This window comes from Micromonospora arborensis, from assembly GCF_003205615.1.
GTDB classification, from domain to species: domain Bacteria; phylum Actinomycetota; class Actinomycetes; order Mycobacteriales; family Micromonosporaceae; genus Micromonospora; species Micromonospora arborensis.
This window is the reverse complement of the sequence record NZ_PYBV01000045.1, coordinates 1-14114: the sequence shown is the minus strand read 5'-3', so window position 1 is coordinate 14114 and position 14114 is coordinate 1. Positions and strand designations below refer to the sequence as shown.

Annotated in this window: 9 protein-coding genes; 5 read left to right on the top strand and 4 right to left on the bottom strand. The window is 69.9% G+C overall.

Annotation, left to right across the window (positions count from 1 at the left end; genetic code table 11):
* Positions 1-71: 71 nt before the first annotated feature.
* Both C7C45_RS28440 and C7C45_RS28435 read right to left on the bottom strand, forming a co-directional pair.
* Complete coding sequence (locus C7C45_RS28440; protein WP_208641410.1) at positions 72-1811, bottom strand: ABC transporter substrate-binding protein; 1740 nt, start codon at positions 1809-1811, stop codon at positions 72-74.
* 80 nt (positions 1812-1891) lie between these two features.
* The gene (locus C7C45_RS28435; RefSeq protein WP_110567259.1) at positions 1892-2902 is read right to left on the bottom strand and encodes an ABC transporter permease; all 1011 of its coding nucleotides are present in this window, start codon (positions 2900-2902) and stop codon (positions 1892-1894) included.
* Positions 2903-3726: 824 nt separating this feature from the next.
* Between C7C45_RS28435 and C7C45_RS28430 the strand changes: the two genes are divergently transcribed.
* Positions 3727-4776, top strand: coding sequence for an SEC-C metal-binding domain-containing protein (locus C7C45_RS28430; protein WP_244200614.1), 1050 nt, complete (start codon positions 3727-3729; stop codon positions 4774-4776).
* Between the two features lie 9 nt (positions 4777-4785).
* On the opposite strand, the gene C7C45_RS28425 is transcribed toward C7C45_RS28430, so the two are convergent.
* Complete coding sequence (locus C7C45_RS28425) at positions 4786-5391, bottom strand: CGNR zinc finger domain-containing protein (protein WP_110567176.1); 606 nt, start codon at positions 5389-5391, stop codon at positions 4786-4788.
* Positions 5392-5483: 92 nt separating this feature from the next.
* Between C7C45_RS28425 and C7C45_RS28420 the strand changes: the two genes are divergently transcribed.
* From C7C45_RS28420 to C7C45_RS28410, 3 genes are all read left to right on the top strand, one after another.
* A complete protein-coding gene (locus C7C45_RS28420; protein WP_110567174.1) occupies positions 5484-6230 on the top strand; it encodes a metallophosphoesterase in 747 nt (248 codons plus the stop codon).
* Between the two features lie 2 nt (positions 6231-6232).
* Positions 6233-6862, top strand: coding sequence for a LysE family translocator (locus C7C45_RS28415; RefSeq protein ID WP_110567171.1), 630 nt, complete (start codon positions 6233-6235; stop codon positions 6860-6862).
* A 293-nt stretch (positions 6863-7155) separates the two neighbouring features.
* A complete protein-coding gene (locus tag C7C45_RS28410; RefSeq protein WP_110567170.1) occupies positions 7156-7668 on the top strand; it encodes a DUF2231 domain-containing protein in 513 nt (170 codons plus the stop codon).
* Positions 7669-7766: 98 nt separating this feature from the next.
* Here the strand turns inward: C7C45_RS28410 and C7C45_RS28405 are convergent, their stop codons facing one another.
* The gene (locus C7C45_RS28405) at positions 7767-11120 is read right to left on the bottom strand and encodes a S8 family serine peptidase (protein ID WP_244200613.1); all 3354 of its coding nucleotides are present in this window, start codon (positions 11118-11120) and stop codon (positions 7767-7769) included.
* 346 nt (positions 11121-11466) lie between these two features.
* Between C7C45_RS28405 and C7C45_RS28400 the strand changes: the two genes are divergently transcribed.
* Positions 11467-13350, top strand: coding sequence for a Xaa-Pro dipeptidyl-peptidase (locus C7C45_RS28400; protein WP_110567165.1), 1884 nt, complete (start codon positions 11467-11469; stop codon positions 13348-13350).
* The last annotated feature ends 764 nt before the right edge of the window (positions 13351-14114 follow it).

Genomic DNA, 14114 nt, shown 5'->3' with positions numbered 1-14114 from the left:
GGGAGAGGGGTGGACGCCGGCCGGCGCGATGCCGGAGGCCGGCCGGCGTCCACGATGGGGAGTGCGGAAGGTCAGTTCTTCAGGAACATGTTCAGGTAGAACGGCTCACCTGCGGAGGCGTCGCCCTCGGCGCCACCGATGTTCGTGCCGATGACGAAGGCGAGCTTGCCGTAGTAGCGCGGCAGGGCCACGTACTTGCCCATGATCTCCTTGTCCAGCTCACCCCACTTGGCGACGGCCTGGTCGGCCGGGAGGTTGCCGATCTCGTCGATCTTGGCGTCCAGCGCCTTGTCGGTGAGCATGCCCCAGGCGGTTCCGTCTTCGACGCTGTGCGACTGGAAGAGCACCGGGAACCAGCTGCCGCCACTCGGCCAGTCCGAGCACCAACCCTGCGGCGCCTGGCCCATGTTGACCGGGGCGTCGTAGTCAGCGATCTTGGAGCGCAGCTCGGCGGTGGTGACACCGATCGGCTTCACGGTGAAGCCGGCCGCCTTCAACGCGTCGACCCGGATCTGGTTGGTCTGCTGCGGGACCGGCTTGGTGTTGTCGTAGTACCAGCTGAGCTCGAAGCCGACCTTGCCGGCCGCCTCCAGGTCGGCCTTGGCCCCGGCCGGGTCGCCCTGGCCGACACCGCTCAGGCCCGGCAGCGGGTCGTACTTGGTGTAGCCCGGCACGCTCGGCGGCAGGACGGTGCTGGCCGGCTGCGAGTTGAAGCTGTTCAGGCCGCCGGCCTTGTTGAGCTGGTCGTACGGGTACGCCTTGGCGATCGCCTTGCGCACCTCCAGCGGGATCTTGCGGGTGTCCAGCTGCACCGAGTAGGTGCAGGGCTGCTCGCCCTGGATCAGCTGGGCCTTCTTGTCCCCGGACACCTGCGGGATCACCGAGGCGTCGATGGAGTAGGAGTTGAGCGCGTTGGCGTCCTCGCCGGCGCTGTTGAGCACCTGCTGCTGGGTCTTCGGGTCCTCGCCGCCCCACTTGAAGTCGAAGCCGTCCGGGTACTGGTGCCGCACCGCGTCGGTGTTCGGGTCCCAGTTCGGGTTCTTCTTCAGCTTCAGCTCGGTGCCCGGGGTGTAGGTGTCGAACTGGTACGGCCCGGTCGCGAGGGGGTTGTTCTTGTAGTTTTCCTTGGTGTCCTTGGCCTTCGGGATCGGCGTGAACACCGGGAAGGTCAGGTAGAGGGGCAGGTCCGCGAACGGCCGGGCCAGGTGGACGACCAGCGTGGTCGGGTCCGGGGTCTCCACACCGGCGAAGGAGTCGCCGCCGGCGTAGGGGCCCTTGTACTTGTCGCCGTCCTTGAAGGTCGTCAGCTGGTACGTCGGGCCGTTGGCGAACACGTCGTGGGCGAACGAACGCTTGATCGCGTACGCCAGGTCCTCGACCTTGACCTCGCTGCCGTCGGCGTACTTGATGCCCGACTGCATCTTGAACGTCCAGGTCAGCTTGTCCGACGAGACGGTGCCGAGGTCGGTCAGGTCCGGCACGAGCACCGGCTTGCCGTTGCGGATCGCGAACTGGGTCGGGCTGCGGAAGATCAGCTTCTCGATCGCCAGCGCGTCGGCGTAGTAGGTGTCGGTCGGGTCGAACGTGTTCGGGGTCACCTGGGAGAAGACCGTGATGACGCCGCCCTTCTTGGCGCCGGGCACCTCGGCCGCTGGGCCCTTGGCGGTCGGGTCGAACGCGCTCTCCTGGGTCTCGATGCCCTTGGCGCCGCCCCCGTCGCTGCTGCCGTTGTTCGACGAAGGGCTGCCGCAGCCGGCCACCGCCATGGTGGCGGCCAGCGCGGCGGCGAGACCAACCTTGAGTTGCCTCACAGACATACTCCTGTCTTTTCTTTCAGTCAGCGGACCTCCGACGTGCGGGGTCCGTGTTTCCCCTCCAGCCCAGGGCGTCCTCATCGACGGGTCCGGGGATCGAAGGCGTCGCGCACGGCGTCGCCGAGCAGGCTCAGGGCGAGCACCAGGATCGTGATGCCGAGTACGGGCAGCCACAGGTAGAGCGGATCCGCCCGGTAGTAGGTGGTGGCGGCGGAGATCGTCAGGCCCCAGGACGGGGTGGGCTCGATCAGCCCGGCTCCCAGCACCGTCAGACCGGCCTCGGCCACCACGTAGCCGGGCAGGGCCAGCGACACGGAGACGACGATCGGTGCCACCAGGTTCGGCAGCAGCTCCTTGAAGAGCACCTGCCGGGTCGGGATGCCGAGCACCTTGGCCGCCGCGACGAACTCACGCTCACGCAGGGAGAGCACCTGCCCCCGGACCAGGCGGGCGAGGCTGGCCCAGCCGAAGAACGACAGCACGCAGATCAGCGAGACGAAGCGGATCTGGGCGACGTCCTCGGAGCCGGCGCCGCCGGCGCCGCCGAAGATCGCGACCAGGACGGCGGAGCTCGCGATCGCGAAGAGCAGGTACGGCAGGCTGAGTACCAGGTCGATCAGCCAGGAGAGCACCCGGTCGACCCAGCCGCCGGAGAAGCCGGCGACCAGGCCCACGACCACGCCGATGATCGTGGTGATCGTGGTGACCGCGACGGCGACGATGAGCGACGGGCGGGCGCCGTACACCCAGCGGGCGAAGAGGTCGCGGCCCAGGCGGGGCTCCACCCCGAACCAGTGTTCGCCGGTCGACCCGATCGTCGGGAAGCCGAACTCGTCGATCAGGTTCTGGTGCAGGTCGCTGGCGTTCTGCCCCTCCAGCCCGGCGAGCAGCGGCGCGAAGATCGCGATCAGGACGTACACGGCACAGATCGCGGCACAGATCATCGCGATCCGGTCGCGGCGTAGCCGGGCCAGGGCGATCCGGGTCGGCGACTTGCTGACCGTCCGGACCGGGGCGGGCGACGTCGCGCTCTGCACCCGTCCGTCGTCCGGCTCTCCGGCGCGGAGCACCTGGGGCTCCGTGACCATCGGCTCCACGCGGGACGACCTCCTCATCGTGCTGACACATGGCACCGCCACCCGAACGGGTTTTCCGTCGGATGGCGGCTCTAGTTGCAGAACGTTAGCCGGGCAAATGATTTCCCAGTGCTTCCGTCTTGTTACAGGTTTATAACGTGGACGCCGCTCCCGATCAACCTTTCAGGCCCCCACGCTCCGCTTTCCGCCAGCGATTGCAGTGCAGCAGTTACCTGGTTACACAGGGTAGTCAGGGTGACCTATCGCCACCGGCGTCGATGGCCAGCCGTTGAGGTAACCGCAGTTCAATGCATCAATGCGCTCGTCCGTCGAGAACAAGGTTGACCTGGGCAACATATTTCCATCACCGCCCGTAACGGATCTTCATGACGCAACAATGCCGTAAAATGCCAATCCGAGAAACGCCAGCGGCGGCATGCTGCCGCCCACTCGATAGGCCCTAGGAACAGTTATTATATTGACGATGGAAAGCATTTAATGCACACAAGCGCCCGGGAAATACGCGCGGTGCGGCGGCTTCCGGTCACGGGCCAGGCCGCCGCGCCAGGCGCAGCTCGGCATCGATGCTTGCAGTGGTCGTGGCGGTCGCGTGGCTCTGGTGCGAAGGCGGTCTGGGGCAACGGACGCTACGCAGCGTGACGTCCGCGCGCACGGACACCGCAATGAGCGGTATGACTCTGAGGTATATCTATACCTCAGAGTCATACCGCTCACCGGCACAACCGCCACTGACCGCGCAGCGGCCCGGGCGACACGGCTGATACCAGATGGCCATACTCGGGCCGGGCAGAAGCACCCCGACGTACCGTGAGTTCGTGTCGACGAAAGACGTACTCACCAAGGCTGACCTCGCCGAACTTCGCCGCTCGGCACTCGGGACGGCCAATCCGCTCGGTGTCGCCGCCGAGCTCGCCGAGGCGGCCGAGCAGGGCCGGTTGGAGGATCCGGACGACGCCGGGGACGCGCTGACCCTGGCCGCCGAGATCGCCGAGATCCGGGCGAGACCCGATGCCGCGTTGCGGTACGCGGAGCAGGCTCTGGCGGCGTACCCGTCCGGGGACGACCCCCGGGCCGGGTTCGCCCGGGCGCTGCGGGCGCGGGCCCTGTTCCGGGCCGGTGGTCGTGACGACGAGGCGATGGCGGAGTTGACCGCGCTGCGCCCGCTGCTACTCGTGCAGCCCGACGCCCCCGCCTACGTCAGTGCCGCGTTGGACGCCAGTGGACGTTCGTCGACCGCCGAGACGTGGTTGAGCGAGGCGGTCGACACCCTGCTCGGTGAGCGGGCGGCCGCGGCCGGGGCGTCCGGGCCGGCCAGCACCGCGATCGACCCGGTGGTGGAGCTGGGTCCGCCGGACGCGCCGGGTGTCCTCTTCTTCCTGCTCCAACAACGGCATCGGGTACGCCGGGATCTCAACCTGCCGCACGACCGGCAGGACGATCTGTCGGACCGGTTGGAGACCCAGCTCGTCCGTCGGGCCGGGGAGCGCAGGGGCGCCGAGTCGGATCTGCTCTTCTGGCCTCGGGCCGAGTTCGATCGGCTGCTCTCCGAGCACCCCTCGCTCGCCGAGGTGTACGGGTCGGACTGGGACGCGCACCGGGGCCTGCTGGAGAAGGAGCTGGTCCGTCTGACGGGTGCCGGTCAGGCCGGGTTGGGCGTGTTCACCGCGACCGTGGCCGGGTTGAACGCGTTCGCCGGTCGACGCGACGGCGACCCGGCCGACGTGGCGGTCCGGGCGGGCTACGCGGCCGAGGTGTCGGCTCGGCCCAGTGCGCGGATCCCCTGGCCACCAGAGCGCAACGACGCCTGCTGGTGCGGTTCGGGTCTGAAGTACAAGAAGGACTGCCTGCCGCGTTCGCGCGGCTGAGAGCGTCGGTTACCGGGCTTCGGCACGACGCTGGTAGTGCCGCGCGACGCGGGCCCGGTTGCCGCAGGAGGGTTTGCACCACTCCTGCCGCGGGTGGTCCTTGACGAAGTAGCGGACGCAGCGCGGCGCGGGGCAGGCGCGCAGTTCGTCGCGGGCGGGGCTGGCGAGGAACTCGATGGCCGCGCGGGCCAGCCCTGCGGTGAGCCGCACTCGCGGGTCGACCGCCTCGCCCTGCCAGGTGAGTGTCGGCGTCCCCTCCTGCGCCCAGCTCAGCACCGGCCGGACCGGCAGCGCCGCGGCAGCCTGGTTGAGCCGGCTGACCGCCTCCGGCGGGGAGAGCAGCGAGGAGGAGTCGGCCCGGCTCGGCGGTCCCGGTCGCACCGCCACCGCGAAGAGGGTACGTGCGGCACGCCGCACCGCCACCACGTCGAGACGGGTCTGCTCGTCGGCGGTGCTGGCGACGGCGTCGAGCCCGCCGACGTACTGCCGCAGTGGCTCGGCCTGCTGGCGGAGCCAGGCGGTCAGGCCGTCGACATCGCCGAGGTCGTCGGCGACCCCACCGTTGCCGTCGTGCCGGATCGTGCTGACCAGGGCGAGCGCGAGCTGCGGTGACATGGGCTCTCCTTCCGTTCCGGCTTGTGCGGCCGACCTGGCCCAGAGTAGCTTCCCTAATGGCTTCAACGGTAATAGCCATTAGGAGAACCTTCGTGCTGGTCATCGCCCATCTCAGTGACACCCACCTCGACAGCCATCCCCGATCGGCCGAGCGGACCGCCCGGGTCATGGACTACCTGCGCTCCCTGCCACGACCGGTCGACGCGATCCTGATCACCGGGGACATCGCCGACCACGGCGAGGTGGCCGAGTACGAGTTGGCCGCACGGCTCTTCGACTCCTCGCTGCCGGTCCTGGTCTGCCCCGGCAACCACGATGTGCGCGACGCGTACCGCAAGGGTCTGCTCGGTGACGACCGCGGCGGCGCCGGCCCGATCAACGCCCGTCACGACGTGGCCGGCGCGGTCTTCCTCCTCGCCGACTCGTCGGTGCCGGGCGAGGACGACGGTCACCTGGACGACGAGACGATGACGTGGCTCGCCGACGAACTGGGCTCGGTGCCGGCCGAAACGCCGACGTTCATCGCCTTCCACCATCCGCCGGTGGTGCTGCACCACCCGGTCATCGACCCGACGCGGCTGCTGCCCGCCGATCCCCTGGCCGAGCTGGTCGCCGCCCACCCGCAGGTCGTCGCCGTGCTGACCGGGCATTTCCACACCGCCGCCGCGAGCACCTTCGCCGGCCGCCCACTGCGGATCGCGCCGGGCGTGGTGTCCACCCTCCGGATGCCCTGGGAGGGCGAGGGGCGGCTGACCACTCAGACCCAGCCGCCCGGCGTCGCGTTCCACGTCTACGACGACACCGGGCTGCTCACCACCCACTACCGGGTGGTGGTCTGAGCATGCAGGGAGTAGCAGTGCTCGGTTTCCTGGTCGCCGTCGCGCCGATCACCGCCACTCCGGGGGCGAGCCTGACGCTTGTCGTCTCGCGGGTCGCCACCGGCGGGCGGCGGCAGGGCTGGTGGGTGATCCTCGGTACGGTCACCGGGCTCTACGTACATGCCACCCTGGCCGCCGTCGGCCTGGCCGCGTTGGTGCTCCGCTCGTCGCAGGCGTTCTGGGTCGTCAAGCTGGTCGGCGCCGGTTACCTGGTGGGGCTCGGGATCTGGCTGCTCTGGTCCGCGGCCCGCCGCCCCACCGGGCCGCCGCCGACGGTGCGGGCCCGGAGGCTGCCGTGGCGCGTCCACCACCCCTACCTGCAGGGGCTGCTCGGCAACGTCCTGAATCCCAAGGCCGCCGCCGTCTACCTCACCCTCGCACCACAGTTCCTCGAACCGGGCCGACCGGTGCTGGTGCCGATGCTGCTCCTCGCCACGGCACACGCCGCCCTGCACACCTGCTGGCTCGCCGGTTGGACGGCGGTCTCCGGCGCCGCCGCCCGGCTGCTCCGCAGGGCGAATGTGCGGCGCCTGTTCGATCGGCTGACCGGTGCGATCCTGCTCGGCCTGGGCGTGCGGGCGGCGATGACCTGAGTCCGAGAAGTGGCCGCCGCGGATCACGCTCAGCCGCATGGGGCATCGCTGCCGCCGGCGCGGGCGAGTTGCGCTGCGCCGCGCCGACCGCCCTGGGCAGCAATTTCGGTAAGAGCCCGCACTGATTCTGTCAACCGGGAGGATCTCCACCCGAACGACAACGGCATGCAGGCGCTAGCGGACGGCGTCGGCCTGGCCGCGGTGCGGTGCGGGGGATGACACGTGCTTGCGGTACCGATACCGTCCATTCCTGGACGATCGACGTCCAACCGACGCCAACGGAGGAGACGCCGATGTTCGAGGAGTTCATGGGCATCCCTGCCCACCCTCTGGTGGTGCACGCCGCAGTCGTGTTCGTGCCGCTGCTGGCCCTCCTGACGATCGGCTACGCGCTCGTCGCGCCGATCCGGCCGCACACCCGCTGGGTGCTGGGGCTGTTGGCCCTGGGCGCACCGGTCTTCGCGCTGCTGGCGAAGCTCTCCGGCGATGCCTTCTTCGACCGCATGCGTGCCGCCAACCGGGTCACGCCCGAATTCGTTCCCACGTTGGAGACGCACCAGGGTTTCGGTGACGACACGCTCTGGGCCACCATCGCGCTGGCGATCGTGGCGCTGGCACTGGTCTGGTTCGTCCCGCCTACGACCGCCCCGACGAAAGCCACCGAGGCGGGCGTCGACGACGGGCGACGCGGTCGGGCGTTGACCCTGACGTTGCAGGTGTTGTCGCTGGTGGCCGCCGTCATCGCCGTGTACTACGTGATCCGTACCGGCGACTCCGGCGCGAAGGCGGTCTGGACGGGCCAGTGACCCTCAGGCCACCACGGATCCATGGCAGGGCGGTGAGCACCTGGCGGGGTGCCGGTGCGGCCCGGTCGGGGGATCGGGCCGCACCGGCGGGATGACCATCAGCCGGCGTGGTACGCCCGGATGATGGTCTGGTCGATGCTGCTGCCGCCGTTGGCGGCGGCCTTCACCCGCAGCGAGACGGCCTGCCCGGAGGCGGCCTTCGGCAGCGCGACCCGGTAGTCGTCACCGTTCCCGGTGACCCGGGCCGACGTCCAGGTGGCGCCGTCGTCCGTCGAGGTCCAGGCCTGGAACGACGTGACCTTTTGCGCCTTGACACCGTGCGCCTGCCGGACGGTCAGCTCGGCCGTCCCGCCGATGGCGTGGTTGTTGGTGTCCATCGGCAGCGCGTAGTCCACCGCGAGCAGCGGCAACGGCACACTCCCGGTCCCGTCCGGCCCGGCGGACCGGAACGTCCACGAGGTGTTGACCTTGGTCGAGATCGGCAGGATCAGGCTCGTGTCGACGTCGAGGGTCAGCCGGTAGTCCGCCATCTGCTGCGGCACGGTGACGTCGGCGAGCGGAAGGGCGCTCTCCTGGATCAGCTTGCCGTCGCGGTACAGCGCCAGCTTGCGGTTCACGCCGATCGAGTTGCCCTGCAGGCAGTCGGCGCGCTGGTGCTGGTCGGTCAGCGACACCAGGTCGATGTGCAGGTTGCCCCGGGTCCGCGACGGTGCGGTGGCACAACTCCAACCGGCACCGGCCGGGTCGTCGTAAAACCCCGAGTGCAGCGGCTGCCGCGCCCAGACCTTCGTCTGCCGACTGCCCGGCTGGAAGCTGCGGGGCGCCTCCTGGGCCGACAGGCCACCGTAAACTCCCTCGTCCGACCAGAGGAAGCCGGGCGAAAGGTAGTCGGTGCGGTACGGGGGCAGATTCCCTTCGGTGGTCTGGGTGAGGCCCAGCCCGTCGGGGGTGAGGCCGGTCCGGATCAGTTGGGTGACCATCCCCTCCGAGTCCGCCTGGTGGAACCGCTCCTCGATCCGGGCAAGCTTCGCCTGCTCCGCCTTGGTCACCCGGAACGCGGGATCGACAGGTACGCCGTTCGGGTACTCGTGGATCACGTTGTAGCGGTACGGCTTGGCCGTGCCGGCCGGCGAGTCGAGGTTGACGGCCGCCCAGCTGCGCCGGGATCCGACGCTGGGCTTCGGCAGTGCAGTGGTGCGTACGGTCGTTCCGGCCCCGAACGCGCTGATCTGGCTCGACCAGGACAGACCGTTCGGCGCGGTCTGGAGACTGGTGAGGTCGATCTTGCTGGCCGTGGTGGCGACTCCGTCGATCGTCGCCGTCACCGGCTTGGCTCGCGCCGGGTCGAGCGTGATGCTCCGGTTGCCGGTGATGCTCAGGTCGGTCTCGCCGGCGAGCGTCGACTCCAGCACGTCGCTGTCGACGTAGTAGGCGACCGACGAGCCGAGGACCGCGTACCGACCGGCCGGCACCCGCGTGGTGAAGGTGTCTCCGGGAGTGCCGCTGGGCCCGCCGTAGTAGATCACCGGGTCGGTGAGGTTGGTGATCACGACGTCGAGCCAGCTCTCCGCGCCGTCCTTGAGACCGGGCATCGGCTTCGTGTGGATCGTCAGGTCATAGCTGGGCGGCTCGACGTAGAAGCTCACCGGTGTCGTCGACACCAACTTGTGGCCGGAGGTGCGGGCGGTGACGGTGGCCAGGTAGAAGCCGGGCCGGGACGCCAGCGCCGCGCGGTTGATCCGGAGAGTCGCGCCGGCGGTGGCGCCGCCCTTGATCGTCACTCGGTCGTTCGACAGCGATGCCGCGCCGCGCGGCACCGGCTGGCCGGTGTGATTGACCACCGCCACATCGAGGTCGAGGACGGCCGTCGCCGTCTTCGACGCACCGGTCCAGCTCAGCTTCGCCTCGCTGGTCCCGGACTGCGGGTACACGAAGGTGCCGAGGTTGACCACCGGCTGGTTGCTGGTCGGGCCGCCGAGGGCCCGGGCCGCGTTGAGCCGGCCGGCCCCGACGGCGTACGAGTCGACGCCGGTCAGCGGGTCGGCGGCACCGACGAGGGCGGCCTTGAGCTGCGCACCGGTCCAGTCGGGGTGCCGCTGGGCGAGCAGCGCAGCGGCACCCGCGACGTGCGGGCTGGCCATCGAGGTGCCGGTGCTGCCCTCGTAGTACTGGTCGATCGGGTCCTGCAGGTTGGTGCCGGCGGCACGGGCGGCGACGATGTCGACACCGGGGGCGACAAGTTCCGGCTTGGCCACGTGGCTGGTGACCAGCGGTCCGCGGCTGGAGAAGGCGGCGAGCTTGTCGTCACGGTCGACGGCGCCGACGGTCAGCGCGGTGGCGGCGGAGCCGGGCGAGGAGATCGCACCGCCGCTGTTGCCGGCGGCGATGACGAAGAGCACGCCGGTGGACTTGCTCAGACCGTCGACGGCGAGCGAGAGCGGGTCGTTGCCGTCGTCGCCGTCGCTGCCACCGAGGCTCATGTTGATGACATCGGCCCGGGTGGCGGCCCACTCCATGCCGGCGATGATCTGAGAGTCTTCGCCGGAGCCGTGGTCATCGAGGACCTTGCCGATCACCAACTGCGCGTCCGGCGCCACGCCGCGACGCTGGCCGTGGGCGGCCGCGCCGGTGCCGGCGATGGTCGAGGCGACGTGCGTACCGTGGCCGTTGTGGTCGACGGCGTCACCGCCCTCGGCGCTGAAGTCGGCCCGGTCGGCGACCCGGCCGACCAGGTCCGGGTGGGTGAAGTCGGCACCGCTGTCGAGCACCGCGACCGTGACTCCCTTGCCGGTGTAGCCGGCCTTCCAGGCGTCGGGTGCGGCGATCTGGCCCAGGTTAGGGTCGAGGTCACCCTTCTGTCCGCCGTTGGTCAGCGCGGTGGCGCGGACCTTGCGGTCGAGCCAGACCTTCTTCGCGCCGGCGAGCAGCGAGTTGGTCGCCAGCTTCGCGGTGGCCGGGCTCTTCTTGGGTACGCGGCCAGCCACCGCACCGATGCTGGGCAGCGACAGCACGTCACCGAGTGCGGCCACCCGGGCGGACGCGGTGGCGGGCTGCACGATGAGCGGCAACTCGGTGGCGTTCTCGTCGTCGTAACCGTCCGCGATCAGCGTGGTGACGTCGAAGAGGTCGGGGTCGAGGACCGAGCCGATCTGGGAGGCGACGCGGGCGGGAATGACGTGCAGGTGGCCGTCCGGCCCGCAGGTCTGGCGGATCACCGCGTTCGCGTCGACCGGCTGCACCGTGGCCTGCGGGCATCCCGATCCGGTGCTCCGTACGGTCACCACGTCCCCGGTCAACAGGGTGACGGTGTGCGTCTTTCCGTCGACGGAGGCGCCGGGTGTGCCGGCCCGACCGATGCCGCTCGGCGCGGCCGTGGCAGTGCCGCCCGGTACAGCGGTCAGCACCGTGGCCGTGACGGCGGCGGCCATCAGCCACCGTGTTTTCCTGAGCATCTTGCTCCTAGTCTTAAGTGGACGAAAGTGCCTCTTCGGACAACTTCCAACAAGATCATATGCGCGGGTACGTGATCTTCGAAAAACTCCGGGGCGGGGATTTCCGGCTCGTGCGACGCAGGTTTCCGGCTCGTGCGACGCACGTTTCCGCAGTGTGTCGCCGTCGGGGCTCGGTTCGCTGTCGATCCGACTGCCCCTGCGGGGCGCACCATCGTGGGCGGCAGACGTAACCCCCGGCCGAAGGGATCGACGGAACGTCGGCCCGGACCTAGCATGACGACGAATGGATCTTCGAGATTGGCCCCTGCCGACCCCCGGCAACCAGCCCAACCGAAGGGAGACGCGCATGCGTCGACCCCGCCATCTGGCACTACTCAGCGTCGGCGTGTCCGGCGCCCTGGTCCTCAGCGCAGCCGCCACAGCGGCTGCCGCCCCGCCCGCGGCGCCCACACCCACCGGCATCGTGGTCGCCGACGGCATGACCCAGCCGGTGTTCTCGCTCGCCGACGCGATCGAGGAACGGGTGTTCGTCCAAACCCCGGTGGACACCGATCACGACGGCCGACTGGACCAGGTGGCGATCGACATCTCCCGACCCCGGGAGACCGCCACGCAGGGCTTCAAGGTGCCGGTCATCTTCGAGCACAGCCCCTACCGCAAGGACACCTGGGGTGACGTGCCGTACCCGAGCGTGCTGGTCGACGACCTGCCGCAGAACGGCCGCACCGACCGGTCCAGCCGTCGGGCGCTCGACGCGGACGCCCAACGGGCCCAGGCGAAAGCCAACCTGCCCGGCTCGCTGGACGACTACTACGTGCCACGCGGGTACGCGGTCGTGCTCGGTCAGAGCGTCGGCACCGGCGACTCGGACGGCTGCCCGACCAGCGGCGACCAGGCCGAGACCCTCGGCACCAAGGCGGTCATCGACTGGCTCAACGGCAGGGCCAAGGGGTACGACGCGAACGGCGCCCCGATCACCGCCGGCTGGACCACCGGCGCGGTCGGCATGACCGGTGTCTCGTACAACGGAACGCTGCCCAACCAGGTGGCCACCACGGGGGTCGAGGGACTCAAGACCATCGTGCCGGTCTCCGCGATCAGCAGCTGGTACGACTACTACCGGGCCAACGGTCTGGTCGTCGCACCCGGGACGTACCAGGGTGAGGACCTCGACATCCTGGCCCAGTTCACCGCGGGGCAGGCACGCGCCGAAGGGCCCTGCGCCGACGAGCTCGCGAAGATCACCGAGAAGCAGGACCGGGTCACCGGCGACTACTCGAAATACTGGCAGGATCGCGATTACCTCGACGCCCGCAACGTCAAGGCCAGCGTCTTCGTCGTGCACGGCCTCAACGACTGGAACGTGAAGACCGAGCACTTCGCCGGCTGGTGGGACCAGCTCGCCAAGCACGACGTACCGCGCAAGATCTGGCTGCACCAGGGCGGGCACGGCGGCCCGGGCAGCAGCGCGTCGGTGACCCTGCCGGACGGCCACACGTGGACCTACAAGCAGACCGAGAACCGCTGGTTCGACTTCTGGTTGTGGAACGTGCGCAACGGCATCATGGACGAGCCGACCGCGGTGCTGCAGCGCGAGGACCGGGCCTACACCACGTACGCCAACTGGCCCGACCCGGCCGCCCGTGAGGTCGGGTTGCGGTTCGCCGCCACCGACGCCACCGCCCCGGGCTCGCTCACCACGGGCAAGCCGCCGAAGGCCAAGGTGGAGCAGAGCTTCGTCGACGAGGGCCGGACCATCCACCCGGACACCCTGGTCGCCAACCCGGACGCGGCCAGCGCCAACCGACTCGCCTACCGCTCCCCCGCGCTGACGCAGAACGTCCGCATCTCCGGACGCCCGGAAATGCGGCTGCGGATGGCGATCGACAACAAGCCGGACGCGAACCTCACCGCGTACCTGGTCGACTACGGCCCGGCCGGGTCGACGGCCGCGCCGACCGTGGTGACCCGAGGCTGGATGGACCCGCAGAACCGCAAGAGCACCGCCCGCACCGAGCCGGTCAAGCAGGGCAAACTGTACGACTACCGGTGGACCCTGGAACCGAAGGACTACATCTTCCCGGCTGGGCACCGGATCGGCGTGGTCGTCTTCTCCAGCGACCAGGAGTACACCCTGCTGCCGTTGGGCGGCACCGAACTGCGGGTCGCACCGAACGACAGCGAACTGCGCCTACCAGTGGTCGGCGGGCGGGACGTCCTCGGGTTCTGATCCCGTCCAGCAGGCAGATCTCGCCCATCGCCCATCGCTGCGAGGTGGGGCGGCTCGCGCGTCGAGCTGCCCCACCCGTGCGTCCCGGCCCAACCGCCCCGCCGTCTCCACTCCCACCGCCGGCTCACTCCCACCGCCACGGCGGCGTTGGGGGTCGCCACCGATCGAGCCCACTCCGAAAATCGACGACGTGGGGGTTTTGTCCAATTCTCCCTGGCAAAAGCGAGCGAGACCCCTGCGGCGCGAACCGGACTCGAACATGATCGACTCCATATCGCCGATGTGGCGGCATCCCGCCCGGCGGATACCGCCACATCGCCGACATGGAGTGGATCACCGCCGGATGCCCACCATGCGGGAGCGCCAGGCCGCCGGTTTGTTCCGTCTGAACGGTTTCGTCCGGTGGTTGGGGTCACCCTGGCGGTGGAATCGGGGGCCGGCCGGGTTCGTTATACATGGCATGCCGCCGCAGCCCCCGGGCTCCGGCGTGTGGCAGCCCCGGGAACACCTCGCCCGGCCGCCACGGTTCACATCTCGTAGCCGCCAGCCTCCGGAACACCGGCCGGCACGGTTACATCCCGTCGCCGACGGTCCCCGGAACACCCGCCGGGCCTACATCCCTGCGGGCTGAGGTGCGAGGGCTGGTCCCGGGAACACCCGCCAGGCCGGCACGGTTACACCCCCGGCCGCCGAAGTAGCAGGCCACCCCCGGGAACACCCACCAGACCGCGGCGGTTACACCCCCGGCCGCCGAAGTAGCAGGC

Excerpts from the sequence above, each read along its gene's own strand:
- C7C45_RS28435 (WP_110567259.1), bottom strand. The coding sequence starts at position 2,902 with ATGGTCACGGAGCCCCAGGTGCTCCGCGCCGGAGAGCCGGACGACGGA.
- C7C45_RS28425 (WP_110567176.1), bottom strand. The coding sequence starts at position 5,391 with ATGTCACCGCAGCTCGCGCTCGCCCTGGTCAGCACGATCCGGCACGAC.
- C7C45_RS28415 (WP_110567171.1), top strand. The coding sequence starts at position 6,233 with ATGCAGGGAGTAGCAGTGCTCGGTTTCCTGGTCGCCGTCGCGCCGATC.
- C7C45_RS28410 (WP_110567170.1), top strand. The coding sequence starts at position 7,156 with ATGTTCGAGGAGTTCATGGGCATCCCTGCCCACCCTCTGGTGGTGCAC.
- C7C45_RS28405 (WP_244200613.1), bottom strand. The coding sequence starts at position 11,120 with ATGCTCAGGAAAACACGGTGGCTGATGGCCGCCGCCGTCACGGCCACG.
- C7C45_RS28400 (WP_110567165.1), top strand. The coding sequence starts at position 11,467 with ATGCGTCGACCCCGCCATCTGGCACTACTCAGCGTCGGCGTGTCCGGC.